This window comes from Alphaproteobacteria bacterium, assembly GCA_024244705.1.
Lineage (GTDB): Bacteria > Pseudomonadota > Alphaproteobacteria > JAAEOK01 > JAAEOK01 > JAAEOK01.
This window is the reverse complement of record JAAEOK010000036.1, coordinates 165,972-192,266: the sequence shown is the minus strand read 5'-3', so window position 1 is coordinate 192,266 and position 26,295 is coordinate 165,972. Positions and strand designations below refer to the sequence as shown.

Below are 26,295 nucleotides of genomic sequence, written 5' to 3'. Positions count from 1 at the left end.
TGCCCTGCATATGCACCTGCGAGGCGGTCCGCAAGGCCCGTGCGCAACTGACCCGGGACCACAATGCCCGATACCAAACAAGCGCCGCTGCGCCGCGGTTGGACGACCGGCGCCTGCGCCACGGCGGCGACCCAGGCCGCCTATGGGGCGCTGCTGACCGGCACCTTTCCCGATCCGGTCTCGATCACTTTGCCCAAAGGCGAGCGTCCGGAATTTCCGCTTGCCGTCGAAGGCCGTGACGGCGATTGGGCGATGGCCGGCATCGTCAAGGATGCCGGCGACGACCCGGATGTCACCCACGGCGCACTGGTCATATCGACTGTCAGATCGGCGGCGGCGGGGAGCGGGGTGGTGTTCGCGGCCGGCGAGGGCGTCGGCACGGTGACCCGAGAAGGGCTGCCCCTGGCCGTCGGCGAGCCCGCCATCAACCCGGCGCCGCGACGCATGATGGTGGCGGAGATCGAACGCCTGGCCGCCGCCCATGGCGTCGCCGGTGATGTCACGGTCGAGATTTCCATCCCCGGCGGCGAACAATTGGCGCAACAGACGTGGAATCCGCGTCTCGGCATCGTCGGCGGTCTGTCGATCTTGGGCACGACCGGAATCGTCCATCCGTTTTCGTGTTCCGCCTGGATTCATTCGATCCATCGCGGCATCGACGTGGCGCGGGCCAACGGCGTCGACCATGTCGCCGGGTCGACCGGATCGACCTCCGAGGACACGGTGCGCGAGCTTTACGGGCTGTCCGATATGGCGCTCATCGACATGGGCGATTTTGCCGGCGGGCTGCTCAAGTACCTCCGCCGACATCCGGTGCCGCGCCTGACCATCGCTGGCGGCTTCGCCAAGGTCACCAAACTCGCCCAGGGCTATCTCGACCTTCATTCGGGCCGCTCCCACGTCGATTTCGATTGGCTGGCCGCCCGCCTCGAAGAGCTCGATGCGTCGCCTGCTCTGCTTGCGGCATGCCGCGGCGCCAATACTGCGAACCAGGTCCTCGAAATCGCCCGGCAGCGGAACGTCGCTCTCGGCGATGCCGTGGCGGCGGCCGCCCGGCGCACGGTTTGCGATACCCTCGACCGAGACGACATCGCCGTCGAGGTCATTGTCGTCGACCGCGGCGGTGCGATACGCGGGCGCGCCGATGGCTAGGCCCGTGCTCCTCCTCGGTGGCACCGCGCAGGCCATCGCCTTCGCGCGCCGCGCCGTCGACCTTCCCGATGTCCATCTCATCTTCTCGCTCGCCGGTCGAACTCGCTCACCCGTCGCTCCGCCCGGGGAGGTCCGCGTCGGCGGCTTCGGCGGGGTCGAGGCGCTCGTGCAATTTATCGGCGAACACCGGATCGCGGCCGTCATCGACGCCACCCATCCGTTCGCCGTCCGAATCTCGGCCAACGCCGCCGTCGCCTGCGCCGAAACGGCCTGCCCGCGACTGGTTCTTTGCCGCCCGGCCTGGACTCCGATCGACGGCGACCGCTGGCGGCGGGTGGCCAGCGCCGACGCCGCGGCAACCGCGCTCCCATCGGGCGCGCGGGCCCTGCTCACCACCGGCCATCGCGACCTGCCCGCCTTTGCCGGCCGCGACGACGTGCATTTCCTCGTCCGCCTGATCGAGCCGCCCGTGGATCCGTTGCCGTTCGCCGACGCCACGCTGGTGTTGGCCCGCGGCCCGTTCGCGCTCGACGGCGAGCGAACACTCATGGCCGAGCACGAGATCGATACGCTGGTGACCAAGAACAGTGGCGGCGACGGCAGCCGCGCCAAACTCGACGCCGCCCGCGAGCGAGGCATCGACGTGATCATGATCGAGCGCCCGCCGCCGCCGCCCGGAAAGCGGGTCGGCGACATCGGAGCCGCGCTCGCCTGGCTCGCCGCACAACACTAGCCTTGCCGGCGCGGACGCAGCACATGAACGTGCTCGGGGTCATAGAGGGCGCTGTCGCGGAACCGGGATGACGACAGCACACGGCCGACGATGACCAACGCCGTGCGGGTGATTTTCGCCTTCCGCACCTTGCCCCGGATGTCGGCCAAGGTGCCGTGGATGAAGGTTTCGTCCGGCCAGCCGACGCGATAGGCGACAACGACGGGGCAATCGGCGCCATAGTGAGGGGTCAGCGATTCCTCGATATGACGTAAATTGCGCACCGAAAGATGAATGACGAGCGTCGCACCGGTCCGCGCCAACCCTCCCAGCTCCTCGCCTGCCGGCATCGCCGACGATTTCATCGCGGTGCGGGTCAGGATCACGGTCTGGCTGATTTCGGGTAGCGTCAGCTCGGCGCCGAGCCGGGCCGCGGCGGCGGCGAACGCCGGAACCCCAGGGGTCACGTCATAAGCGATGCCGAGCGCTTCGAGGCGGCGCATCTGCTCGCCGATCGCGCCATAGATCGACGGGTCGCCGGAATGCACCCGCGCCACGTCGAGCCCGGCGGCATCGGCACTCTCGAATTCGGCGACGATGTCGTCGAGGGTCAGGGCGGCGGTATCGATAATCCGCGCACCCGGCGGCGTTCGCCCGATTACCGCCGGCGGCACCAGAGACCCCGCATAGAGGCAGACCGGACAGCTCTCGATCAAACGTTGGCCGCGCACCGTGATCAGATCCGGATCGCCCGGCCCGGCGCCGATGAAATGAACGGTCACGACGCCTTCTCCCTGCGATCGGCTTCGCCTTTGCCGCTGTAGCCGCGTGGCGTGTAGACCCAGGCCCGTTCATCGCCATCACCGAATCGCCGGGTTTCCGTCGAGCCGACGAGAACCAGCGTCAACATGTCGATGTCGCCGGGATCGAGTGCACCGAGTGTGCAATGGCGCACCGCCTCGCCATCGCGGCCGAGGTTCCGTGCCAGCACCACCGGGGTCGTCGGCGAGCGATGGTCGAGCAGGATGTCGCGGGCCCGCGCCAACTGGTCGCGCCGCCGTTGCGAGACAGGGTTGTAAAAGGCGACGACGAAGTCGCCTTCCGCCGCGGCGCGCACGCGGCGCTCGATTGCCGGCCACGGGGTCAGCAAGTCGGACAGCGAGATGGCGCAGAAATCATGGCCGAGCGGGGCGCCGGCACGAGCCGCAGCCGCCTGCAGGGCGCTGATACCGGGCACCACGGCGACCTCGACGCGGCGCCAGCCAGAATCCTCGCCACCGTCCAGCACCTCGAAGACCAGCGATGCCATGGCATAGATGCCGGCGTCACCCGACGAGACCAGCGCCACCCGCTGCCCGCGGGCGGCCAAGTCGAGGGCATGGCGGACCCGAAGCTCTTCCTCGCCGAGGTCGAAGTCGTGGCGTGTCTTGCCGATCACCGAGTCGCCGAGGAGATCGAGGTAGCCGCGATAGCCGACGAGGTCATCGGCCGCCACGAGATGTTGTTCGGCCTCGGGCGTCCGCCAGGTTGCCGCGCCGGGACCGATGCCGACCACCGACAGCAGTCCGCGTGGCCGGCCCGCCGCCGCCGGATCGATCGGTGCCGGGGCACCGGCGACGGCACAGGTGGCGCGGGCCGATTTGTGCTTGGCAACGAGCAGCGTGCCGTCCGCTCCGGCCGCCGCCAGCGCCGCCGCCTCGGCTACACCATGGCAGCCGACTTCGCGGAAGACGGTGTCTGACGGAGTGGCGAGACGCGGTGTCTCGGCCTCGAGGCGGTCGGCATCGAAGAACCGGACCGGCCGCGACAGATGGGCGGCGACCCGATGCACCGCCGGCTCGTCCGCCTTGAGATCGAGCGAAACCAACAATGCCACGGATTTCGGCGCCAGCTCGTGCTCGGCGAGGGTCCGGTCGACCAGATCGACCAGTTCTTCGGGCGCGCAGCCGCGCTCGCAGCCGATACCGACGGCGAGCGTCGCCGGGTGATAGACCAACCGGTCCGGCGCACCCGGCTCGGCCCGCGCGGTCACGCGCAGGGTCACGGTGCCGTCGGGCGCCAACGGCAATTCGCTGTCGGCGAGCCACGGCGCTTCACCCTCCAGGCGCACCGTCGCACCGGCCAGAAGAGCGGCCGAAACCGTCTTGGTATCGGCGGGATTGGCCAGGACATAGCCCGCCGGCGGCGTATCGAGCGCGATGCCGAAGCGTAGGTCCCCCGCCGTTGTCACCGCCGCCACGCCGTCGAGCGCGCGCGCGATGCGGCGCGCCAAATCGTTGGCGCCGTGGTGCCCGCCGAGCAGCGGCACCGCGGTGCTGCCATCCTCGGCGACCGCCACGACCGGCGGTTCGCCGCGCTTGTCGGTCAGTACCGGGGCCAACGCGCGGACCAGGATCCCGGCGGCGCAGATGCCGACGATCGGCCGCCCGGCCTGGAACTGCCCGCGCAAATGCACGGTGGGCGTTTCAAAGGCGACGTCGCCGCCGTCGACGCGGCCGACGAGAACATGGATCTCGCCCCGGCCCAGCGCGGACCGAATGCGCTCCGCGACAGGGAGTCCCGCCTGGGTGAGAACGATGATCGCCGGCGTCGTCATGGCCGCCACGCCGATCCGCGGCGGTGAACCAGGATCAAGGAAAAATAGGGTACGGTCGCCGGATCGACCGCCTCGATCGCGACGATGCGCTGGTTTTCCAGTGTCGCCCGCTCGACGTAGTGGGCGCAATCGGTGAGCCCGAGTTCGTTCAGCACGCCGCGCACTTTCTCGAAATGCCGCCCGACCTTGATAATCGCCGCCGCCTCGGCGTCGCGCAGGCGTTCGCGCAGCACTTTGGCCGGCAGCGGCGCCGGCAGCACGGCCAGGGTGTCGTTGCGTGCCGAGAGCGGCGCGCCGAGGACCGCGGCGCAGGCCATGAGAGAGGAAACGCCGGGAACGACCTCGACCTTGTGCGTCGCGGCGAGACGGCCGAACAGATACATGAACGAGCCGTAGAAGAAGGGATCGCCCTCGCACAGCACGGCGATGTCCCGCCCCGCCGCGAGATGCTCGCTCAAGGTCTTGGCCGCCCTGTCATAGATCGTCTCGTCGGGGAAGGCCCCGCCGGCGATGGGAATGCGGATCGGCACCTCGATCACGCCGTTGCAAAGATGGTCCGCGACGATGGAGCGGGCGAAGCTGTCACCCGTCTCCGGCGCCGGATAGGCCACGACCGGCGATGCCCGCAGCAGGCGCAGCGCCTTCAGGGTCAGCAGCTCAGGATCGCCGGGTCCGACGCCCAATCCGAAAAGCGTACCGGTCATCGCTTGCGCACCGCCCATTGGACGACCGGCATCAGCGGCCGCCATCCGGTAAAACCGCCCACCGGTTCGGCACGCGCAATACTAAGCCGGGTCAATGTCCCACCGTATTCCGAGCTAAGGGCGATCAGCCGCGCTTCCGATTCGAGCGTCACCCCGTTGGCGACCAGACGGCCGCCGGAACCGAGAGCTTGCCAGCACGCGTCGACGACACCGGGCTCGGTCAGGCCGCCGCCGATGAAAACCGCGTCCGGGGGCGGCAATCCGGCGAGTGCCGCCGGGACCGTTCCGGTCACCACTTCGAGCGTCGGCGTACCCAGAGCGAGCGCGTTGTCGGCGATGCAAGTCGCGCGGTCCGGATCGCGTTCGATGGCGACCGCGGAACCATGGTCGATGGCGCGAAGCCACTCGATGGCGACCGATCCGGCGCCGGCGCCGACATCCCACAATCGTGCGCCCGGCGTCGGCATCAAGGCCGCCAGGGTCGCCGCACGCACCTCGCGCTTGGTCAATTGACCGTCATGGCGATAGGCGTCATCGGGCAGGCCCGGAACACGCGATTGCACCTTGGCATCCGGCCCGGCCATACAATCTATGGCGATCGTGTTGAAATCGCGAATTTCGGTCTCCCGCCAGGTTCCGGCGGTCGCGTTGACGATTCGTTCATCGGGGCCGCCCATGTGTTCGAGCACGATGATCGGGCTGTGCCCGTAACCCGCCTCGTCGAGAATGCGGGCGACCGCGGCCGGCGTATCCCGACTGTCGCTCAACACGATAAGCCGCGCTCCCGGCTGGACGAATCCGTTCAGCAGCGACAGTGGGCGGCCGTGCAGGGTCAAGGTCGCAACCTCGGACAGCGACCAGCCGAGCCGCGCGCAGGCCAGGCTGAACGCCGACGGCACCGGGATCACCCGCATCTCCGCGATGGGGATATGGCGCGCCAGGGTGACACCGATGCCATACCACAACGGGTCGCCGGTCGCCAACACGCAGACCCGCTGACCCCGCCGCCCGACGATGTCCTCGACCAGCTTCGACAACGGTGTCGTCCAGACCAGACGCGGCCGGTCTTCGTCGGCTGCCGGCGGCACCATGGCGAGGTGGCGGTCGCCGCCGACCAGCACTTCGGCGTTGTCGATCAATGACCGGGCACCGGAGGTGAGCCCGTCGAGCCCGTCCTCGCCGAGCCCGACGATCGACAGCCATGGCGTCATGTCGCGGCTCCCACCAGCACGGCATTGATCGCCGCGGCGGCGATGGCGCTGCCGCCACGGCGCCCGAGAAGGGTCAGGTACGGCACGCCGCGCGGATTATCGGCAAGGGCCTGTTTCGACTCGGCGGCACCGACGAAGCCCACCGGGCAGGCGACGATCGCGGCCGGCCGGGGACCGCCTTCATCCAGTACTTCAAGGAGCCGGAACAGCGCCGTCGGGGCATTGCCGATGACGACCACGGCACCATCGAGAACCGGCCGCCACAGTTCGACCGCCGCCGCCGACCGGGTGGTCGCCAGGTCGGCCGCCAAGCATTTGGCCGCCGGGTCATCAATATAGCAATGCACGCCGACACCGTCGGCCAGGTGCGCCTTCAGGATGCCGGCGACGACCATGGTGCAGTCGGCGAGTATGGGAGCACTGGCATCAAAGGCCGTCCGCGCCGCGGCGACCACGTCGACGCTGTAGCGCAAATCGTCGACGATATCGGGCATGCCACAGGCGTGAACCATGCGCAGCGCGGTGTCCGCGACCTCCGGCGGCATGCCGTCGAGACTGGTCTCCGCCCGCACCGTCGCGAAAGACTTGCGGTAGATCGCCGCCGGATCCTTGAGATAGGGAACCATCGCCGCCGCCCCTACTCCGGCTCGACCGGCTTATCGAAACTCCGCGGCCCGAGCGGATGGTCGGCGTGGGGATAAGGGTGATGGTGGGCATGGCCGTGGCCATGGTCGTGACCGCCGCCGATGCCCTCGACATGGTGATGGTGGCTTTCCTGCGGCAGTCCGACCTCGTCCTCGAAGCCCAGCACCTGTTCGCGATACTTGCACAATTGGCAGTTCATCTTGTTATCGCCGTCGAGGATCTCTTGTACCCGCTCGGCGAAGGTATCCATGACCAGGGGATGATCGTTGAGATAAGGCGCCTTGACGAATTCGATCCCGGGGTAACGTGCGGCGACCGCGTCGGTATGATCGTAGATGCGGCGCACCAAAATTCCGGTGAAGAGGAAATAGGGAAACACGACGACGCGCCGGTAACCGAGCCGCGCGACATGCTCGAGGGCCGGCTTGACCAGGGGAAACGTGACGCCGGAGTAGCAGGTCTCGCCCCAGCCGAAGCCGAGCCCTTCCCATAACATCCGCATGACCTTGGCGACGTTGGAGTTGGCGTCCGGATCCGAGGCGCCGCGGCCGACCACGACGAGCGCGGTGTCATGGCGCGGCACGTCGTCGCCCGCCGCCGCCAGCGCCTCTTCGATTCGGGCGCCGGCGGCGCGCAGCATCTTGAGGTCGATCCCGAGCTCGCGGCCGTAGTCGATGCGCAGGCCGTCGTGTTCCGCCCGATAGGTGTTGAGCACCGAGGGAATGTCGTTCTTGGCGTGGCCGGCGGCGAACAGCATGCCGGGAACCGCAAGGATCCGCGTCGCGCCCTGTTCGCGCAGGCGGTCGAGGCCGTCGCGGATGACCGGCGTGGCGAATTCGAGATAACCGTAGTCGACCGGCCAGTCGGCGAAGCGCCCGCGCAAGGCCTCGGCGACGCGGGCGAATTCGGCGACCGCCCGTTCATCGCGGCTGCCGTGCCCGCAGATCATCACGCCCATACGATCGCCCATGCCTCGTCCCTCACCGCGGATCGGCGCACAAATGCGCCGAATACGTCGTCTCCGATAGCGTTCCGGGGATGGGGCGGTGGCATGGGGATGCCGCCGCGTTCAGATTTGCCAGACAGCCCCGGCGTTGATCCCCGAATTGGGTCGATCGCACCAGGATCTCTCTCAGCCCCTGCCGGGACGCCGTCGCGCCATGACCCTAGGCGCGGCGCCGAACCGCGTCAAGTTGGACGGGTGGTCTCAAAATCCCTCGGTCAATGGGCCCCGTCGACACATGAATCACGGCGCCACCCGACAGTTCAATGCGGGGCAGTCCATGTCAGAAGAACACTCGCCTGCGGACATTGGCATGCGGCAGCCCAATGTCGCGGAATGACCCCAAGCGGACAATGAACGGCCCCGCCATGGCCTCTCGCCAGGTGTCATGCGAGCGAGCATAGGAGCGCACACGCCCGGCGCAAATCGGCTGTTTCCAGTCCTTCCGTGAACCAGCCCAGGACCGGCTCAAGACAAGCAATGGCGTCCTTGTGCCGGTCCCGGGACCCTAGCAGGTCGGCCAGCGACATCGCAGCCCGCAGTTCCCAGGACTTAGCGTCGTGGGCCCCCGCGATAGTGACCGCTTCGCGGAAGAAATGCTCCGCGGCTTCAAGATCCGGATCCGACACGCGGAGCATCAGTTCGCCCTGCAAGCGGATGCACTCCGGCTCCATGTACCGATCGCCAGTCTCGCGGCAGTGAGTGATGTTGCCCGCGTTCAGGCCAAGTGCCTCATCGATTCGACCGAGGCCCTGGAGGCCAAGGACGATCCAGCTGCGCATCATCGCAGTGCAGATTCCTCCACCGCTCATCGTCCAATACTCATTGCCCTTCACGGCTAGCGAGTGCCCGATCCCGAATTCGCGCTGTTGGATACGGGCGGCACCACGCCACTGGTACACGCAGACATTCATCGAAAACTGACCAAGCGCCTCCTCGGTGACGACCTTCTCCGCCTCGTCGCAGAATTCGAGAAGCCGGTCCGCTTCGCCACGGTAAATGAGGGCTGTCGCCCCCGCGGTCAGCGCAAACATGAGGTTGAAGGGATGGCCGATCTTCCGTGCCAGAGACACGGCTTCGTCGAGCCTTTCGATTGAGCGGTCAGGATATCCCCGAATCCACTCCGCAAGACTCCCCGCCCAATGCTGGGAAAAAACCAGTGGATCGTGGTTGGTCAACGACGCGATCCGCGCATGCCGCTCGGGAACGTAGATCTCTTTCAAATGATCCGTGTGGACGACGGCATGCTCATAGTCGGCCTCCCAGAAGTACTGGCAGCCCGCTGACATGTCGTAGACCACCGGCAGGTCCGTTTCACTGTTCTCTCCCGCGACGGTTCTCAATTCGCTGAGCCATTCGTGCGCCTGCGGAAAATTCGTCCTCGTTTGGTAGTGGACCCAGAGTCCCCACAAAATCGAGGCGAGTGCCACGTTGTCGCCAAAGCTTCTTGCCAGCGGATAGGCGGGCTCGAACGCCTCCGACACGGAAGGATGCGCCCAACCGAAATTTGCCATGCGCCCTGCGCCAAGGGCGATGCGGATGTCCAGCTCGAGCCGGTCGCGGTCGCGCGACGGGGGTAGTGCCTGCATGGCAACGAGCCCCTGCTCTAGAGCGCCGATGGCTTCGGCCACCGCACTGGCTTCGAGCAGTTTCTGTCCGGCGCTCAGAAATAGTCCGGCGGAGCGTTCGTAGGCGCCCGCCGCGAAGTGATGACGTGCCAGCTCCAGCGCGTCAGGGTCCCTGGTCTCCTCGAGGGCGCGGGCGAGGCGGGCGTGAAGCGGTTGCCGCGAACTCTTGAGCAGGCTCGCATAAGCCGCATCCTGCACGAGCGCATGCTTGAAGATGTATCTTTCTTCGGCGACACCAGTGCGTCTGAAGATCAGCTGAGCTTCCACAAGCTGATCGAGGGCATCGTCAAGTGAATCGCTGTCCATCGCGACCGCGGCCGAGAGAAGACCTGCATCGAACTCCCGGCCGATGCAGGCCGCCGCCTGGATCACCTGTCTGACCGGAGCCAGCCGGTCAAGGCGGGCCATCAGAGAGTCCTGCAGGGTCGACGGGATTGCCAAATCCGGCAGCGGCCCCGTCAGGACGTAGCGGTCGTTGCGTTCCTCGAGCAATCCCGATTCAAGCACCGTCTTGGTTAGCTCCTCGACGAACAGCGGAATGCCGTCGGTCTGCATAACGATGCGTTCGAGCACTTCCTTAGGCAACGCTTTACCAACGGCGACCGCTTCGGCAATTGCCCGGCCGTCGCCGTGCCCGAGCCGGTTGAGCGAGTGCAAAGTTACGTGTCCATGACCGTCCCACTCAGGGGCATACTCGGGGCGGGTGGTCGCGACCACGAGCACCGGAAGCTCCTGCGTCCGCTCGATAACGGCGTCGAGCGCCTCAATGCTTGACGGATCGGCCCAGTGGAGGTCCTCCGCCAGAATCAGCACCGGCTGTTCAGTGGCGAGCCGGGCGACGCGCTCGCTCAATAGCGCAACGGTGCGCTGCTTGCGACGCTGTGGCCCCATCTCAATCGGTGGATAGCGTTCACGCGGCAGGGACAGGAGGCATGCAAATAGGGGCGCTGCCTCGTCGAGCTCCTCGAAGATCTCGCCGAGATGGGTCTCCAGTTTGTCGAGACGGAGCTCGGGGGGATCGTTGGGCAAGAATCCCGCCGCCGCCGACAGTTCGGTCACGATCGGGTGGAAGGCGGCGTGGACCTCATGCGGAGAACACTGGTAGCGCAAGATCTGCCTCTCTTCGGCCGTTCGGGCCAGGGCGAACTCGCGCATGATCCGGCTCTTGCCAATCCCGGCCTCGCCGGAAAGCAACACGACCTGGCCCTCACCATTCTGGGCTTGACGCCAACGATCTTCGAGTAGACCAATCTCATGGGTCCGACCGACGAAATCGGTGAGGCCGGAGCCATGCAGCGCGTCGAACCGGCTCACCACCGACCCGACGCCGCTCACTCGCCAGACCGGGATTGGGTCTTCGAAGCCCTTGAGCGCATGCGCACCGCGGTCCTCGAGATCGAAGGCGGCGCCGATCAGGCGACGCGTCCCATCATTGATGGCAACCTCGCCAGGTTGTGCCAGGGCCTGGAGACGGGCCGCGAGATTTGGCGTCGATCCGACGACGGCCCCCCGTTCCTGTGCCGATTCTCCGATCATGTCGCCGATCACCACTGAGCCGGTCGCAATCCCGACGCGCGCAGCGAGCGGTTCTCCCGCCACCTCGTGTTCGCCTACTGCCGAGACAGCGGCCAGGGCTGCGCGAACCGCGACTTCGGCGGCGGCCTCATGTGCCTGCGGCCAACCGAAATAAGCGAGGACTCCGTCTCCGAGAAGTTTGGCCACATGACCTTCATGCTGGGAGACGGTATTCGCCACGGTGTTGTGATACTGGCCGAGGACACTGCGCATATCTTCGGGATCGAGCTTCTCGGACAGCTCGGTAGATCCGACCAGGTCACAGAACATCACCGTGAGCTGGCGTCGGTCCGCGCTCTCCTGGTCATCGACCCTTTCAGCCTGCGCCGCGTCGCTTCGGCCCAACTTCAGCGCGGACTTTTGCAGCGCATTGAGAAACCGTCGCCGGTGTCCGATGGACAAGCCCAGCTCCTTGAGATCGTCCTCTGTCAGGCTCGGAAACACGTCGAAATCGATGTCGTTTTCGGCTAAGACTTGGGCAAATTGGCCAAGCCCGTGCTTCTCCAGCCATGTTGCTAACTCTGTCATCGCTGGCTGACCGAACGCCTCCTCGGAATTCGGGAAGGTCTTCGGATGGTAGTGTGAGCGCTCAGCTAATGCAAAGGGCCATGTCGGTCCGGTTTTGACTAGTTCCAGCCTATCTGTGTCGGCCCTAACCACGGCAGCGACTCACCTAACTCTGGTCGTTCGAAAAGCGGAGTCCGCTTTCTTGCCGATTTCGACGGCTCTAACTCCAATTCTGGTCGTAGGCCGAACATGTCGCTGAAGGTGAGTTGTGACCCTCTGCTGACATTCATGGCTGCTCAAGGGTGTTGGAGTTCACTTATCGCGCAACGCCGGCAGGACAACTTTGCTCATGACGGCGACCGGCAATTTCCACTGATCTGGCTTATTGTAGTTGCCGGCGGCGATCACAACCACCAGCTGCAGGCTCGGGATGATGAAAAGGCGCTGGCCACCATTGCCAAAAGCGCCGATCCAAGGTTGATCGTTGGCTTTCATTTTGCCCAGCCACCAGTGATAGCCATAGTCGAGATCATCGGCCGCATGGACCCTCGGCGTAAAGGATTGGTCGAGCCATTCGGACGGCACCAACCGAGACTCGCCCCAGGTTCCGCGATCGAGGACCAGTTGGCCGATCTTGGCGAGATCTCGCGGGCGCATGCGCAGACCCGAAGCTGCAATCGGCTCGCCGTCCGAACCGGCGAGCCATTCCACATCGGCGATCCCCAGGGGTTCGAACAGTCTCTCGCGTGCGAAGTCGAGGAGCGGCCGTCCGGTGCCTCGGCTGATCAAATGCGCCAGCAACGCGGTGGCGCCGCCGTTGTAGTTCCACTGGCTGCCGGGCTCCGCGACGAACGGTCGCTCCAACACGTAGCGGTAACGATCGGTGGCCAGATCCATGGCGGTCTCGCTATTGCGCGGATTGCTATAGGGCAAATCCTCATCCCACTCTGTTCCCAGCGTCATCGATAGGGCGTGAAGGACCGTCATTCGCCTTCTCTTCGGATCGGCTGCGAGATCCTCGTAAGCCGGAAACTGGTCGACAAGCGATTGATCCAGATCGGCGACCCTTCCATCCGCCAGCGCGATCCCGTACAGCAGGTCGACGATGCTCTTGGTAACGGAACGCAGGTCATGCTTGACCTCGGGTCCGAATTTGACGATGCCGAGAGCATCGCCCCGGCGTTCGTCTGCGCCCTCATAGTAGCGCTCCAGAACCAACTTCCCGCCTCGGGCAACGACGACCGCATGGAGATTGGCGAATTCGTTCGTTCGGACAGCGTCATCAAGCTTCTCCCCCACGTCCGGCAAGAACCCGGCTTCGGCCGGCGAGATCTGTTGCCAGTCATGCGGAGGGCCCGCGTCCGCCGAGTTGAGCGAGACAGACAAGATGACGCTCCCGAGAACCAACAATGGACGACGAGCGATCATGAGAGGCTTCCCGTTTCAAAGATCGCGGATTCTCTACCCAAAATCAGATTACCAGGAATATGAGCGGCTGCCACCGATGAACCAAGAAGGCCGAGAACTGCCGGTCCCCACCACAACGGCGTAGTCAGCACCGTATGTACAGCATTGCCATGTCAGGTCTTGGCACAACCTTGCCGTCCGGAGCTGCCTGCAATCATGGCGGCAATGCTCCTGACACCGGAAGCTTGAGTGGTCTTCGACCGTTGTACCCCGATCAGCCGACGTAGACCGGAACGGACGCTGACGGTAAAGTCTGACCCAAACCAGAAGTTCGGGATCGCTGCAAGGGTGGTGTGAATCGAGAAGTAGGGTTTGGTGCACAGGTATCAATTTGAAGCTGGAGTAAACAATTCCTGGGGTTCGCTTACACCTCGGAGATGATGAAAACCAACAGAGATGAGCGGTTTGCATGTACAGCTCGATGCAAAACTAGCCGACGTCAAGATTTGCCTGTCGAGTGCCCGACAAAGCCCCTCTATCCGGGCCGTTTCGTTGACCGCCGCACCGATAACGGTGAAATCGAGGCGATCAGCGGCGCCGATGTTGCCATAGACCACCTCACCCAAATGCAATGCCATTCGGACATTGAGTTTTTCCGCCCGATCCTGGTTAAGCGACGCCAAGGCGTTCGCGGCGCCGATGGCGGCATGAATAGCCTGACAGCAGGCTTTGTCATGGGCCGAACCTTCGATGTCGAAAACCGCGAGCATGCCATCGCCGATGAACTTTAGCACCTCGCCGCTTTGCTCTTGCACCTCGGTCGCCATGATCCCGAAATAGTCGTTGAGATGCGCAATGACTTGCTCGGACGGCAGCCGATCGGTCATTGCGGTGAAGCCGCCAAGATCGGAAAGCATGATTGCCGCGCGGATGCGTTTGCCTTTGCCGCGCTTGATCTCGCCCGCGAGTATCCGTCTGCCGGCATCCGGGCCGACGTAGGTATCAAGCAGATTGACCTCAATTTCGTAGCTGATACGGCTTTGCAGTGCTAGGGCCAATCGCGGCTGCAGGTATTCCAGCGCTGCGATATCGGCGTCGGAGAACCCACTCGATCGATCGGTACTCCAGGACGCCAGGAATCCGGTTTCGCGATCCGGCGTACCATCCAAACCAAATTCGGTTAGTTGGCCGACATAATCGGTCGCCCCATGTTTCTTGAGTTCCTCAAGCTGCGGAAAATCCACCATCGCATCCGGCCCCGTAAGTCGGCGCCGCAGGACGTTGACCCTGTTCTTGAACATGAAGTGGAGCGGATACTTCTCCCAACCGCCGAATCGGGCATCTTCATGAGTATATGATCTGCGTTCCACCTCGCTATCGCGGTGCCATAAACAGCCGATCGTCGCCGTCGTTGGATGCAATGTCAGACTGGTGAAATACGCGTGCCATATAGGCAGGCCGACAGCAACCAAACGCTCACAATAGTCTTCGATCAGCGTTTCGAATTTCGGCCTCAAAACGCCCTGCTCGACCAGCCAATCCTCGATCGCCGCAATGTCAAAACGATGCGTCATAGATCTCAGGCGGAAGAGCCGTGTTCGTGCATCTCCTTGAATCGGGAGCCAATCCTGCGCATGAGGTTGGCCATCACAAGCATGGCGCCACCTACCAGGATGCACGCGGCGGCCACCAGCCACGGCAGGACAGGTTGCCAGACGATGATCAATACGCCCAGGGCTATGAACGCGATCCCTGGGATCATCATCAGGCCGGAAAGAGGCTTCTCCTTCATGCCCTTGCAGGTTTCTGCCATCGGGCACATCGGCATAGGGGTCGCTTGTGCCATTTTCCTCATCCTCCAATCTACAGCCGTGTTCGTGCGCCTAAGCTGGATCAATCATCGATTCACCCAGTAGCTCTCGTGCTTTCTTGCGAATGGCACGCTCGGCACCGTGGTTGACCATCAGTCCCACCTTGACTGCTTCAATAACCTCTTGACGAGAAATTCCTAGCTCATCGCACTTAGTCAAGTGGTGGTCGATACAGGGATGGCAGTTGGCTGCCGCTGAGGCACCTATCGCTACAAGCTCTTTCATCCGCTCGTCCATTTTTTTCACTCCAGATGTCATTGCTCTAGTTGGGGCCGTAGCTCACGTCTCTCGCTCTCGCGGCCAATGGCGGCCGCGCTCGACACGCTGTAATCGATGGATATTCCTTGGCACCGGAACCTCTTGCCAACCGATGGGCTGGAGGCCTCGTCTCAGCCTCAGCTCGATCGTCAGGTGTCGGCCGGGGCGGATTTGACCGCTTCGATGCCGGCCGATGAAACAAATTGATGAACGTTGTCCTCACTCACCTCTTCGCTGGACGGCTCCCGACTTTGATCCTTGAATCTGATCCGGATCGAACCGAAGCCCGCTTCAGCCAACATTGCCTCAACGGCTCCAACCTCGGCCGCGCCGGAGACGCACTCGCAGTAGAGGCTCGGATCGTCACGCAACCGATCCGGCAAGGACGCCTTGGCGACCATGTCCATGATCATCAATCGTCCGCCGGGTTTGAGGACGCGGAAGGACTCGGCAAAAACCTGCGGCTTGTCCGGCGAGAGATTGACCACACAGTTGGAGATGATGACATCGACTGATCCGTCCGCCACGGGCAGGTTCTCTAACTCCCCAAGACGGAAATCAACATTCTTGTATCCCTCCCGCACGGCATTCGCTCTGGCTCTGGCGACCATTTCCGGGGTCATGTCAACGCCGATCACCATTCCGTCGGGTCCAACCTGTTGAGCCGCCAAAAAGCAATCAAACCCGCCGCCACTACCTAGGTCCAGAACCGTCTCTCTGGCCCGCAGCCCCGCTAGGGCCAAGGGGTTGCCGCAGCCTAAGCCCATAAAGGATCCTTCTGGAGCCGCACCGACCTCTTGGTCGGTGTAGAAGAAACCAGCAGCAGCAGTCGTCTCAGATGCACTCTCGGGCTGCGTGCAACAGTGTGAGGACTGCCGGGTTACGTTCGTATCGCAGCAGTCTCCGTTTTGACCAGCCAAGCTGCCGTAGCGCTGCCGGACAATGCTCCTCATCCTGTCTTGCTCTTTCATCGTTCCAGTCCATTTGAATCTTGACTGAATTGGTAGACGAAAAGAGAGGAAAAAGGACGCAAGGGGAATCGGCTGGCGGTATGGCTTGGACTGACGGATCGGATCGAAGGCGATCGCTGGCCGCAGACCGAGGCGAATGGCACGAGGAAAAAGGAGGGAAATCAATAGGCGTGGAGTCGCAGCAGACCCCGGCTGGGCGGTGCGTTGGCGGCTATCGTTCCTTGGGTGTGTAGTCGATTATTTTTCCGAACGTATCGAACTCCAGGTTGCAGCAGTCCAGCAGTTCGGACTTCAGCCTCTCCCTGGCCCTCTGGACCCTTGATTTGGCCCCGGAAACGGATATACCCAGATGTTCGCTCATCTCCTTTTGGGTCAGGCCATCATAGGCGGTCAGAAACAACGCTTGGCCGAATTTGGCCGGCAGGTTTTCCGTCAATTTCCGGACGCACGAATTGAGGTCATCGCGGAACCGCTCTTCCTCTATCTGCGTTTCAACAAAGAGTGTGTCCGGCTGTTCGGTCACGATTTTCTTGCGACGGTAATGATCTATGATCGTGTGACGGCAATTCTGATAGATCCACGGCTTCAGTTTTGCCTTATCCCTGAGGCTGTCCAGACGCGACTGCGCCTTGACAAAAACGTCTTGGAGTATGTCCTCGACTAAAGCTTCATCTGACACGCGGCGGCGGATGAAATTCTTCAGCGCAGGGCCGTATTCCTCCCACGCGAGATCCAAGCTGGCCATCATCATGTTTCCTGCTCAAGTACCTAACATAATACACAAAATGTGGGGTTACCAACCATTTGCGTCAAATATCGAGTTGGCGATCAAACCCATAAGAATAGTCGATGACTTTGATCGCCTGATTCAACTCCCCGGGATCCTCTGGTCATTCCTCTATTGCGGAAACGTCGACCTTGAATGCCCTGGCCACTCCTGCGGCCCACTCTTTGCCTCCCCAGACGGCCTTGAAGCAATCCAACTCCCAGTCGCCATCGGTTGAGTCACTTGTCCTGCCGCGCAGGGCTGCCTTAGCTTGGCTCATGGCCATGGGCGGTTTGTTTGCCAATCCGGCGGCTAGGTGTTGGGTCGCCGAGCAAATCTCTTGGGCGTCAAAGACGCGGTGGACGAGGCCCATGCGTAGACCGATCGCAGCATCGACCGGCTCGCCGATCAGCAACAACTCCGAAGCAGCCGCCTTGCCTATCTCCCGTATCATCCTGCCTACGGTCCCCCAACCAGGGATGAAGCCATAGTCCAGCTCCGGGAGGTGAAAGGACGAGTCATGGGAGGCTACGCGCAGGTCACAGGCCAGGGCCAGCGATAGACCGTCGCCGATGACCTTGCCGTCAATGAGGGCAATGGTCGGTTGGGCCAATCTCTCAATTCGGGCGAAAACGCGCCGCCCCGAATCGCAAACCAAGTCCGGTCGGTCAGGGAACTCTCTCGGCCAAAACTTCATGTCGCCACCGGCACAGAACAGCCCCTTGATGCCACTGGCAATCGTTAACACCCTGACGTCCCGATTGCCTTCTATGCGTTTTAGGAGGCCATCGAGTTCCTCCAAGGCGGGCATATCCAGGGCATTGACCGGCAGCACGTCCAGTGTCAGGTGGGCTGCCGGTCTGTCAATTTTCAACGTTATGACCAACGCTTCTACCCCGATCCGGTTTGCCAACAGGAACCGCTCATTCCACGCGGGTTCCTTTGTCCACTGCTTTGTCAACGGTCAGTAAGGACACGTCCGTACCGCTGCTGCACCCCGCACCCAGCAACATCCCTTCAGAGAGCACGCCATGGATGCGGGCGGGTTTCATGTTGGCTACCACTATGACCTTCTTGCCCAGCAGTTCCTGGGGCCGGTAGTACGCAGCCAATCCGGCCACCAAGGTCCGCTGTTCTTGACCCAGATCGACATTCACTTTGAGGAGGCGGTCCGTCCCATCCACGGGCTCGGCGGTTACGATCTCCGCCACCCTCATGTCCATCGCCATGAATTCTTTCGGAGTAATCATCATTTTACCGACTCTATCCCGGGGTTCGATAAGATGGCTGCTCAAATATCGAGCCTTGTCCGGTTGGAGGCGGTCACGACGGACCGCCTATTTCGGGCGCCTCTGATCAAACCACTTCTTTGTGTATGTAGACGTGCGGCAGGCCCAAAGGACGCATTCCGGCGACGACTAAATTCGGGCTGTTTGGTTGATGTCTGCTTCTGGCTATTCTGAGACATGCGAAGCAGCGCTCATCCTGTCCGGAGATCCGTCGGAAACGGGAATGATGTAGGAAGCTGTGGCGCGGGCATTTATGAGTACGCGGCGTAGGATTCTGACAGGCGGAGGGTCCATCGATGGACGAAACGGCGTTCCGGAAAATGTTGGCGGAGTAGGGCTACGGCGCCGCCGATGCGGTCGAATGGGTAGCGAACAAATTCAACGACATCCATAGCCACGACTGCGATTGCGCGCTCCTGATCCTCGCCGGCGATATAACGTTCGAGACCGAGGACGGCGCGACGACCTGCCGGACCGGCGATAGGTATTCGATCGCCATCGGCGTGCCGCATACGGAAACGGTCGGTAGCGACGGCGTGCGATTCCTCGTCGGTCGGCGCTAGACGCGCGCCGATCAGGCCTGAGCCCCCGCTCACGGTCGGGACACGTTCGGTAAAACCCGTGTGAAGTGTGGCATTCACCACTCGCCATGGCGGCAAAAACGGCCAACCTATAAAACCAACACCGCACGACAGCGAGAGTACCAAAATGATCGAACGGACATCATTTGTTGTAGCCGACGCCAGGATGCGGAGCGCCATTTCGGTCGCCGGCATGTCGGCGCTGGTGATCGCGATGGCCTTGATGCTATCGGCCTGCGCCGCGGACGGCACTGGAGACGACGGCAGCAAATCGGACGTCAAATACAGCAGTGGCGGTAGCAATGCCTATGGCGGCGTTTACGGTTCGCGGCGATTATATGGGTTCCGCCCGCACTGACCCATTGACTCGTTGACCATTGTGTCGGGCGCCGATCCGGTGCCAAATCGTCCCCCGAAGTGATTCGGGGAACAAGGCTACATGCTTCTTTCGGTATGGGATCCGGCGACGGTCCTCTCTGCGCTCGCGATCGCGCTGATGCTTGACGCCCTGTTCGGCGATCCGGCCTGGCTGTGGCGGCGGACCTCCCATCCGGTCGCCTGGGCCGGCGTCGTGATCGGCTGGTGCGACCGCCTGCTCAACCGCGGCGACAGCGGTCCGGTCCAGCAATATGCGGCCGGCGCGGCGATGATCGGTGTCGTCCTGGCACTGGCGATACTCGCCGGACACGGCCTTTCCAATTTCCTCGCTCTCAATCCCAACGGCTGGTGGCTCGAGGGATTCTGCGTCGCGATCCTGCTTAGCCAGCGCGGCCTTTACCTTCACGTCCGTGCGGTCTCGCGCGCCTTTGCGGCCGGCGGCATCGATGACGCCCGAGAGGCGGTGGCCCACATCGTCGGGCGCGATCCCGCGCGACTCGACCAGGCCGGAATCTGCCGCGCGGCGATCGAATCGCTGGCCGAGAACCACAGCGATGGGGTTATCGCGCCGGTGTTCTGGTATCTGCTGTTCGGCCTGCCCGGTCTGTTTGCTTACAAGATGCTCAACACCGCCGATTCGATGGTTGGCTACCGCGACGCCCGTCACCGCCAGTTCGGTTGGGCCGCGGCACGGCTCGACGATGTCGCCAATTACCTGCCGGCGCGCATCGATGCCGTGCTGATCGCGGTCGCGGCTGTGGTGATGCCGACGCGGCGGCCCCGGGCGGGACCAGTAATGGCGTGGCGCGCCGCGTGGAACGACGCCCGCCGTCATCGCTCGGTCAATGCCGGATGGCCGGAAGCCGCGATGGCCGGAGCCCTGGGCCTCGCCCTGGCGGGCCCTCGCGTCTATGACAGCGCGGTCGTCGACGACGCCTGGATGAACCGCGACGGCGCGACCGATGCCGAACCGGCCGACATCGACCGCGCGCTGCGTCTTTACGTTGCCGCGACCGGTCTGTTGTGGGCCCCGGTCCTCGCGGCGCTGCTTATCGTTCCCGGGCCAGCCTGAGGATCTCGTCGACCGCGACATGGGCCTCGAGATGGGCGGCGAGAGCGTCGAGCGTTTGTTCGATCTCGGCCTCGAAATCGACCTCGGTAGCGGACGCCGCGCCAAGGTCGGCGAGCCACGCGCGGCGGAAGTCGTCGGCGGCAAAGAGACCGTGGAGATAGCATCCGGCGATCCGGCCGTCCGCCGAGAGCGCCCCCTCTTGCCGCCCGTCGAGGTCGAGCATGGGCCGCGCCGTATCCGGGCCCTGGGTTCGGCCGAGATGCATTTCGTAGCCCGTCACCGTCCTGCCGCTCGGTCGGTGGACGCCGGAAACCTCGACCAAGGCCTTGTCCCCGATCAGCGTGGTCTCGACGTCGAGCAGGCCGAGCCCGGCGACCGATCCGGCCGGTCCCTCGATCCCCTCGGGATCGTGGATCGTCCGGCCGAGCATCTGATAGCCGCCGCAGATGCCGAGCACGCGGCCACCGCGGCGGACATAAGCGGCAAGATCGATGTCCCAGCCCTGGGCCCTGAAATCGGCGAGATCGCCGATCGTCGACTTCGATCCGGGCAGCACGATCATGTCCGCATCGCCCGGCAGCGGCCGACCGGGCGCCACCATATCGACCGCCACCTCGGGCTCCAGGCTGAGGGGATCGAAATCGTCGAAATTGGCGATCCGGCCGAGGCGCGGCACGGCGATCCGTGTCGCGCCGGACGCCCCCGGCCGACGCCGGTCGAGCACCATCGCATCCTCCGCCGGCAATTTGAGCGCCGCCGGGAAATGGGGCACCAGACCCAAGCTCGGCCAGCCGGTGCGATCGCTGATGACGGCGAGACCGTCGTCGAACAAGGTCGGGTCGCCACGGAACTTGTTGACCACGAAGCCCTTGATTCGCCGCCGCTCCGCCTCGCTCAGGACTGCGTGAGTGCCGACGATGCTGGCGATCACGCCGCCGCGGTCGATATCGGCGACCAGCACGACGGGGACATTGGCGGCCTCGGCGAAACCCATATTGGCGATATCGCCGGCGCGCAGATTGACCTCGGCCGGGCTGCCCGCCCCTTCGACCACGATCAGATCGGCTTCCGCCTGAAGTCGCCGGAAGCTTTCCAGCACCGCCGACATCAGCCGCGGTTTCGCCGCGACGTAATCGCGGGCGGACAAGGTTTCGGTGCGCCGGCCGCAGACGATGACCTGGGCGCCGCGCTCGGATTCGGGCTTGAGCAGGACCGGGTTCATGTCGACGGACGGCGCCACCCCCGCCGCCCGCGCCTGCAGCGCCTGCGCACGGCCGATCTCGCCGCCGTCCGCCGTCACCGCCGCGTTGTTCGACATGTTCTGGGGCTTGAACGGCCGCACCGCCAGGCCGCGATCGCGGAACAGCCGGCACAGGCCGGCAACCAACAGCGACTTGCCGACATCGGACCCGGTGCCCTGGAGCATGAGTGCTGGAGTGTCTGACACGAAACTCTAGCGAATGAAGTCGGTGCCTTCCCCCTCACCCCAACCCTCTCCCCGACGGGGAGAGGGAGGCACCCGCATAGCGGGAGGGTGGGGGGCAGCGAGATGACGCGGGACCTGAACCGGTGTCATCGCTTATGTCCTAAAACTCGATGCCGGGCTGCGCCTTGACGCCCGAGCGGAAGGGATGCTTGACCATGGTCATCTCGGTGACCAGATCGGCCTGCTCGATCAGCGCATCCTTGGCGTTGCGGCCGGTGATGACGACATGGGTGTCGGCGGGCTTCTCGTCGCGAAGGAAGGCGACGATTTCGTCGACATCGAGATAGTCGTAGCGCAGGACGATGTTGAGCTCGTCGAGGAGGACCAGTTTGTAGCTCGGATCGCGGATCATCTCCCGCGCCCGCTCCCATGCCGTCGCCGCGGCGGCAATGTCGCGCTGCCGGTCCTGGGTCTCCCAGGTAAAGCCCTCGCCCATGGTCCGGATCGTCACCTGATCGGCGAATGCCTCGAGCACCTTGCGTTCGCCGGTCTCCCACCGGCCCTTGACGAACTGGACGATGCCGATCTTGAAGCCGTGGCCGATCGCCCGCATGACCAACCCGAAGGCCGCCGTCGACTTGCCCTTGCCCTTTCCGGTGTGGACAATGACGAGGCCCTTCTCGATGGTCTTGGTGGCGATGATCTTGTCCCGGGCCGCCTTCTTCTTGGCCATCTTCTCGGCGTGGCGCCGGTCGATCTCCTCTTCGGTCATGTCCTTGCGGGTCATGGTCGTGCCTCCTCGCCGGCCAATTGCGTGAGATGTTCGAATGCGGTGTTGCGACGCGGTCGCCACAGGTCGCGCTGCTGCGCCTCGAGTAGGCGCGCGGCGACCTCGCGCAAGGCGGCCGGATTGTTGTCGGCGAAGAAGTCGCGCACCGTCTGGTCGCACAGATACGCGTCGTAGACGGCGTCGAAATGATGGTCGGCAACGGCGCCGGTGGTCGCCGCGAAGGCGAACAGGTAGTCGACCGTCGCCGCCATCTCGAGGGCGCCCTTGTAGCCGTGGTTCATGACCCCGGCGATCCACTTCGGGTTGACGGCGCGGGCGCGGACGACCCGCGCGATCTCCTCCTCGAGCCGCCGCACCACAGGCCGTTCGGGCCGCGAATGGTCGTTGTGATAGACGATCGGTTTGCGCCCCGACAGGTGGTTCACGGTCGCCGCCAGCCCGCCTTCGAACTGGTAATAGTCGTCGGAATCGAGCAGATCGTGCTCGCGGTTGTCCTGGTTGTGGATGACCGCTTGCACCCCGCCGAGGCGGCGGCGAAAGAGTGCCTCCTCGGCGCGCCCCTGTTGACCGGCACCATAGGCGTAGCTGCCCCAGGCGAGATAGGCAGTGGCGAAATCCGAGGCGTCGCGCCACCCGCGTTCGTCGATGAGGGCCTGCAACCCGGCGCCATAGGCACCGGGCTTGGAGCCGAAGACCCGGGTCGCCGCCCGTCGCTCGGCATCGTTGGGCGCCTGCCCGTCGGCGATCAGCTCGGCGACCTCGCGACGGCAGCGCGCGGCCAGCGGATTGACGTCGTCGGTCTCGTCGAGGCCGGCGACCGCGCGTACCGCCGAATCGAAGAGATCGATCTGGGCCGGAAAGGCGTCGCGGAAAAACCCTGAGATGCGCAGCGTCACGTCGACCCGCGGCCGGTCGAGGACCGAGGCCGGCATGATCTCGAAACCGGTGACCCGGCGCGAGGCGACCTCCCAGATCGGTTGCACGCCGATCAGCGCCAACGCCTGGGCAATGTCGTCGCCGCCGGTGCGCATGTTGGAAGTACCCCAGGCGGACAGCGCCATAACCCGCGGCCATTCCCCTTGCTCCTGGCGGTGGCGGTCGACCAGCGCCGTCGCCGAGGCCCAGCCGAGCCGCCACGCGGTCGGCGTCGGGACCGTGCGGGTGTCGACGGAATAGAAGTTTCGCCCGGTCGGCAGAACATCGAGCCGTCCGCGGGTCGGCGCGCCGGATGGGCCGGGCGCCACGAACCGGCCGTCGAGCGCGGTCAGCACGCCGGCGATCTCGGCGGCGCCGGACCGCCGCACCGCCGGACCCACATCGGATTCCACATTCCGCAGGACCGCCGAAGTCCGCGCCCACTGGGGATCGGCCGCCATGTCCCCGCCGACCAGCGCCTGGGCCAGGGCCTCGAGCCGCTCGACAGTGTCGCCGGCGGTGCGCCACCGCACATCGGGCCCGAGTATCTCGCGCAGCGCATCCGGCCGCGGCCCATCCCACGAAGCGCCGAGCGTGCAATCGAGCGGATCGAACTCGGTGATACCGAGGTCGCGGGCCAAGGCCCGTATCAAGGAGGCATCACCGTCCTTGCCGTCGCCGCGCGGCACCCGGACCAGGGCGACCAGGAGATCGGTCAAGGCTAGGCCTTGCGGCGCGCGGCCGAAGACATGGAGACCGCTGCGAATCTGCATTTCCTTCAATTCGCAGAGGTAATTGTCCAATTTTGCCAATGCGCTATCCGCATCCTCGCCCGGTGCGATCCCGCAATCGCTGTCGAGCCCGATCCGGGCCGACAGTTCGACGATATCCCGGCGCAGAAGACCGAGGCGGCGGGGGTCGACGCCGGCGGCGTCGTAATACTCGTCGACGAGCCGTTCGAGCTCGGCCAAAGGGCCGTAGGTCTCGGCCCGCGTCAGCGGCGGGGTCAGATGATCGACAATCACCGCCTGGGCGCGGCGTTTGGCCTGGGTGCCTTCGCCCGGATCGTTGACGATAAAGGGATAGATATGCGGCAAGGGTCCGAACACGGCGTCGGGAAAACACAATTCCGACAAGGCGAGCGACTTGCCTGGCAGCCATTCCAGATTGCCGTGCTTGCCCATGTGGATCACCGCCCCCACGTCGCGCCGCAGATAGGCGTAGAACGCCAGGTAACCATGGGGCGGCACCAAGGCGGGATCGTGATAGGTGGCGGCGGGGTCGATATTATAACCACGCGCCGGCTGAACGCCGACCAGGACATTGCCGCACCACATCACCGGCAACGCGAAGCATGGCGTTTCGGCGTCCGCCTCGAACATCGAGTCCTGCTCCGGCGGACCCCAGCGCGCATCGACCTGTTGGCGAACCTCCGGCGGCAGCGTGGCGAGGAATGAGACATAGTCCGACAGGGCCAGGCGCGTCTCCACTCTGCGGCCGGCAACCGCCGCGTTGGTCGGCCCGGCCTGCAGACGGGCGATCAGATCGTTGCCGGACGCGGGACGATCGCGCACGCCATATCCTGCGCCCTGCATCGCCGCCAGCAGTTCGATGGTTGCCGCCGGCGTATCCAGCCCGACCCCGTTGCCGATGCGCCCGTCCTTGTTGGGATAATTTGCGAGGACCACGGCGACCTTGCGCGCGGCGACCGGCGTACGCCCCAACGTGAGCCAATTGGCCGCCAAGCGCGCGCAAAACTCGACCCGATCCGGCACGCTTCGGTAGCGCACGATCAGGCTCTCGGTGGCGGCGTCGAAGCCGCTTTCATGCTTGAACGAGATCGCGCGGCCGAGGATGCGCCCGTCGACCTCCGGCAGGGCCACGTTCATCGCGATATCGCGCGGCGACAGGCCATTCGTGCCGGCGCGCCAACCGTCCTCAGCCCCGCCGGACAGAACGACCTGTAAAACCGGGCAGTCGAGGGCATCGAACGGTGTTTCCGAACGCGGCCCGCCCGGTCGCGAAAGGGCGAACCCCATGGTGTTGATGACAAGACCGGTACCGGCCTCCCCCAGGAGGTGCGCGGCAAGGTCGGCGCAGGCCGGGTCCTTGAGGCTGGCGGCATAGAACGGCAGCGGGTTGACGCCGTGGCGTTGCAACGCGCCGATGAGGGCGTCGATCGGTTCGAGATTGCCGGCCTGAAGATGAGCGCGATAAAACACCACGGCGGCGACGGGCGCTCCCTCGGTCCACCGCGATTGGAGATCGGCCAAGCTCGGCCGGTCGTGACCCGGCCAATAGAGGCCGGCCCGCAACAGCGGCACCGGCTCGGACCAGGTCGACGGATTGCCGATCAGGTCCGCGCAATAGGCGAGGAAATGGCGCGCATTGTCCGGCCCGCCCTGAACCAGGTACTGCCACAACCGGTTGTAGGCGTCCGCCGGCAGCGACGACTGCGCGGCGAGTTCGACATCCGGCTGGTCGTCGCCCGGAAGCAGGGCGAGCATCGCACCCGTCTCGCGGCAGGCAAGGATCAGTTGCTCGACCCCGTAAGGCCAATAGCCAACCCCACCGAGCAGGCGGACGACGACGAGCTTGGCGTTGCGAATCACCGCATCCGTATAGACGTCGATCGATAGATTGTGGCCGAGCTGCATGAGGTTGGCGATGCGGACGCGGCCAATCTGCTCCGGCAGGGAGGCTCGGGCTTGAGCCAAATTCGCCAGTTCGGTGTCTGCCGCCGAGAGCACCACGATATCGCCCGGCGTCTGACCGAGATCGACGGCCTCCGATCCGTCGGCAATGGCGCCGGCCTGGGCTTGAAGAAGATGCAATCCG

21 protein-coding genes are annotated in these 26,295 nt (G+C 64.5%); 3 read left to right on the top strand and 18 right to left on the bottom strand.

All coding sequences use genetic code 11. The annotated features are described in order from the left end of the window. Nucleotides 1–63: 63 nt before the first annotated feature. Both GY791_05425 and GY791_05420 read left to right on the top strand, forming a co-directional pair. Nucleotides 64–1,152 carry a cobalt-precorrin-5B (C(1))-methyltransferase gene (locus GY791_05425; GenBank protein ID MCP4327862.1) on the top strand — a complete coding sequence of 363 codons (1,089 nt, stop codon included), beginning with the start codon at nt 64–66 and terminating at the stop codon, nt 1,150–1,152. Next, nucleotides 1,145–1,885 (top strand): cobalt-precorrin-6A reductase, encoded by a 741-nt coding sequence (locus GY791_05420; GenBank protein ID MCP4327861.1) that lies wholly within the window; start codon nt 1,145–1,147, stop codon nt 1,883–1,885. The genes GY791_05425 and GY791_05420 overlap by 8 nt, the downstream gene beginning before the upstream one ends. Here the strand turns inward: GY791_05420 and cobM are convergent. The 15 genes from cobM to GY791_05345 form a co-directional block, all read right to left on the bottom strand. Beyond that, complete coding sequence (gene cobM, locus GY791_05415) at nt 1,882–2,646, bottom strand: precorrin-4 C(11)-methyltransferase (protein ID MCP4327860.1); 765 nt, start codon at nt 2,644–2,646, stop codon at nt 1,882–1,884. The genes GY791_05420 and cobM overlap by 4 nt on opposite strands. Continuing rightward, nucleotides 2,643–4,460 (bottom strand): precorrin-3B C(17)-methyltransferase, encoded by a 1,818-nt coding sequence (cobJ, locus tag GY791_05410; protein MCP4327859.1) that lies wholly within the window; start codon nt 4,458–4,460, stop codon nt 2,643–2,645. The genes cobM and cobJ overlap by 4 nt, the downstream gene beginning before the upstream one ends. Then, nucleotides 4,457–5,164 (bottom strand): precorrin-2 C(20)-methyltransferase, encoded by a 708-nt coding sequence (locus GY791_05405; GenBank protein ID MCP4327858.1) that lies wholly within the window; start codon nt 5,162–5,164, stop codon nt 4,457–4,459. The genes cobJ and GY791_05405 overlap by 4 nt, the downstream gene beginning before the upstream one ends. Next, on the bottom strand, nt 5,161–6,375 hold the full coding sequence (cbiE, locus tag GY791_05400; protein MCP4327857.1) for a precorrin-6y C5,15-methyltransferase (decarboxylating) subunit CbiE: 1,215 nt from the start codon (nt 6,373–6,375) through the stop codon (nt 5,161–5,163). Before cbiE ends, GY791_05405 begins: the two co-directional genes overlap by 4 nt. Next, on the bottom strand, nt 6,372–7,001 hold the full coding sequence (locus tag GY791_05395; GenBank protein ID MCP4327856.1) for a precorrin-8X methylmutase: 630 nt from the start codon (nt 6,999–7,001) through the stop codon (nt 6,372–6,374). The genes cbiE and GY791_05395 overlap by 4 nt, the downstream gene beginning before the upstream one ends. Before the next feature lie 11 nt (nt 7,002–7,012). Beyond that, nucleotides 7,013–7,990, bottom strand: coding sequence for a sirohydrochlorin chelatase (locus tag GY791_05390; GenBank protein MCP4327855.1), 978 nt, complete (start codon nt 7,988–7,990; stop codon nt 7,013–7,015). Nucleotides 7,991–8,409: 419 nt separating this feature from the next. Further along, entirely contained in the window at nt 8,410–11,754 is a 3,345-nt protein-coding gene (locus GY791_05385) for an AAA family ATPase (GenBank protein ID MCP4327854.1), read from the bottom strand. A gap of 291 nt (nt 11,755–12,045) precedes the next feature. Then, nucleotides 12,046–13,161, bottom strand: coding sequence for a serine hydrolase (locus GY791_05380; GenBank protein ID MCP4327853.1), 1,116 nt, complete (start codon nt 13,159–13,161; stop codon nt 12,046–12,048). Between the two features lie 365 nt (nt 13,162–13,526). Next, on the bottom strand, nt 13,527–15,002 hold the full coding sequence (locus GY791_05375) for an adenylate/guanylate cyclase domain-containing protein (GenBank protein MCP4327852.1): 1,476 nt from the start codon (nt 15,000–15,002) through the stop codon (nt 13,527–13,529). A 21-nt stretch (nt 15,003–15,023) separates the two neighbouring features. Beyond that, nucleotides 15,024–15,248, bottom strand: a complete 225-nt coding sequence (locus tag GY791_05370) for a carboxymuconolactone decarboxylase family protein (GenBank protein ID MCP4327851.1) — start codon at nt 15,246–15,248, stop codon at nt 15,024–15,026. A gap of 170 nt (nt 15,249–15,418) precedes the next feature. After that, on the bottom strand, nt 15,419–16,240 hold the full coding sequence (arsM, locus tag GY791_05365; protein ID MCP4327850.1) for an arsenite methyltransferase: 822 nt from the start codon (nt 16,238–16,240) through the stop codon (nt 15,419–15,421). A 211-nt stretch (nt 16,241–16,451) separates the two neighbouring features. Next, nucleotides 16,452–16,991 carry an RNA polymerase sigma factor SigZ gene (gene sigZ / locus GY791_05360; GenBank protein MCP4327849.1) on the bottom strand — a complete coding sequence of 180 codons (540 nt, stop codon included), beginning with the start codon at nt 16,989–16,991 and terminating at the stop codon, nt 16,452–16,454. Nucleotides 16,992–17,130: 139 nt separating this feature from the next. Then, the gene (locus GY791_05355; protein MCP4327848.1) at nt 17,131–17,919 is read right to left on the bottom strand and encodes an enoyl-CoA hydratase/isomerase family protein; all 789 of its coding nucleotides are present in this window, start codon (nt 17,917–17,919) and stop codon (nt 17,131–17,133) included. A 10-nt stretch (nt 17,920–17,929) separates the two neighbouring features. Beyond that, nucleotides 17,930–18,259, bottom strand: coding sequence for a methionine--tRNA ligase subunit beta (gene metG / locus GY791_05350; protein MCP4327847.1), 330 nt, complete (start codon nt 18,257–18,259; stop codon nt 17,930–17,932). Nucleotides 18,260–18,546: 287 nt separating this feature from the next. Next, on the bottom strand, nt 18,547–19,146 hold the full coding sequence (locus tag GY791_05345; protein ID MCP4327846.1) for a hypothetical protein: 600 nt from the start codon (nt 19,144–19,146) through the stop codon (nt 18,547–18,549). Nucleotides 19,147–19,315: 169 nt separating this feature from the next. Here GY791_05345 and GY791_05340 point away from each other — a divergent pair, with 169 nt between their 5' ends. Then, complete coding sequence (locus GY791_05340) at nt 19,316–20,326, top strand: cobalamin biosynthesis protein (GenBank protein MCP4327845.1); 1,011 nt, start codon at nt 19,316–19,318, stop codon at nt 20,324–20,326. Here GY791_05340 and GY791_05335 read toward each other — a convergent pair. The 3 genes from GY791_05335 to cobN form a co-directional block, all read right to left on the bottom strand. Next, complete coding sequence (locus GY791_05335; protein MCP4327844.1) at nt 20,304–21,752, bottom strand: cobyric acid synthase; 1,449 nt, start codon at nt 21,750–21,752, stop codon at nt 20,304–20,306. The genes GY791_05340 and GY791_05335 overlap by 23 nt on opposite strands. A gap of 160 nt (nt 21,753–21,912) precedes the next feature. Beyond that, nucleotides 21,913–22,539, bottom strand: a complete 627-nt coding sequence (gene cobO, locus GY791_05330; GenBank protein ID MCP4327843.1) for a cob(I)yrinic acid a,c-diamide adenosyltransferase — start codon at nt 22,537–22,539, stop codon at nt 21,913–21,915. After that, nucleotides 22,536–26,291: a cobaltochelatase subunit CobN gene (gene cobN, locus GY791_05325; GenBank protein ID MCP4327842.1), complete on the bottom strand. Its 3,756-nt coding sequence runs from the start codon at nt 26,289–26,291 to the stop codon at nt 22,536–22,538. Before cobN ends, cobO begins: the two co-directional genes overlap by 4 nt. Between the last annotated feature and the right edge of the window lie 4 nt (nt 26,292–26,295).

Excerpts from the sequence above, each read along its gene's own strand:
- GY791_05425 (MCP4327862.1), top strand. The coding sequence starts at position 64 with ATGCCCGATACCAAACAAGCGCCGCTGCGCCGCGGTTGGACGACCGGC.
- GY791_05420 (MCP4327861.1), top strand. The coding sequence starts at position 1,145 with ATGGCTAGGCCCGTGCTCCTCCTCGGTGGCACCGCGCAGGCCATCGCC.
- cobJ (MCP4327859.1), bottom strand. The coding sequence starts at position 4,460 with ATGACGACGCCGGCGATCATCGTTCTCACCCAGGCGGGACTCCCTGTC.
- GY791_05405 (MCP4327858.1), bottom strand. The coding sequence starts at position 5,164 with ATGACCGGTACGCTTTTCGGATTGGGCGTCGGACCCGGCGATCCTGAG.
- cbiE (MCP4327857.1), bottom strand. The coding sequence starts at position 6,375 with ATGACGCCATGGCTGTCGATCGTCGGGCTCGGCGAGGACGGGCTCGAC.
- GY791_05395 (MCP4327856.1), bottom strand. The coding sequence starts at position 7,001 with ATGGTTCCCTATCTCAAGGATCCGGCGGCGATCTACCGCAAGTCTTTC.
- GY791_05390 (MCP4327855.1), bottom strand. The coding sequence starts at position 7,990 with ATGGGCGATCGTATGGGCGTGATGATCTGCGGGCACGGCAGCCGCGAT.
- GY791_05385 (MCP4327854.1), bottom strand. The coding sequence starts at position 11,754 with ATGACAGAGTTAGCAACATGGCTGGAGAAGCACGGGCTTGGCCAATTT.
- GY791_05380 (MCP4327853.1), bottom strand. The coding sequence starts at position 13,161 with ATGATCGCTCGTCGTCCATTGTTGGTTCTCGGGAGCGTCATCTTGTCT.
- GY791_05370 (MCP4327851.1), bottom strand. The coding sequence starts at position 15,248 with ATGGACGAGCGGATGAAAGAGCTTGTAGCGATAGGTGCCTCAGCGGCA.
- arsM (MCP4327850.1), bottom strand. The coding sequence starts at position 16,240 with ATGAAAGAGCAAGACAGGATGAGGAGCATTGTCCGGCAGCGCTACGGC.
- sigZ (MCP4327849.1), bottom strand. The coding sequence starts at position 16,991 with ATGATGATGGCCAGCTTGGATCTCGCGTGGGAGGAATACGGCCCTGCG.
- metG (MCP4327847.1), bottom strand. The coding sequence starts at position 18,259 with ATGATGATTACTCCGAAAGAATTCATGGCGATGGACATGAGGGTGGCG.
- GY791_05340 (MCP4327845.1), top strand. The coding sequence starts at position 19,316 with ATGCTTCTTTCGGTATGGGATCCGGCGACGGTCCTCTCTGCGCTCGCG.
- GY791_05335 (MCP4327844.1), bottom strand. The coding sequence starts at position 21,752 with ATGCTCCAGGGCACCGGGTCCGATGTCGGCAAGTCGCTGTTGGTTGCC.
- cobO (MCP4327843.1), bottom strand. The coding sequence starts at position 22,539 with ATGACCCGCAAGGACATGACCGAAGAGGAGATCGACCGGCGCCACGCC.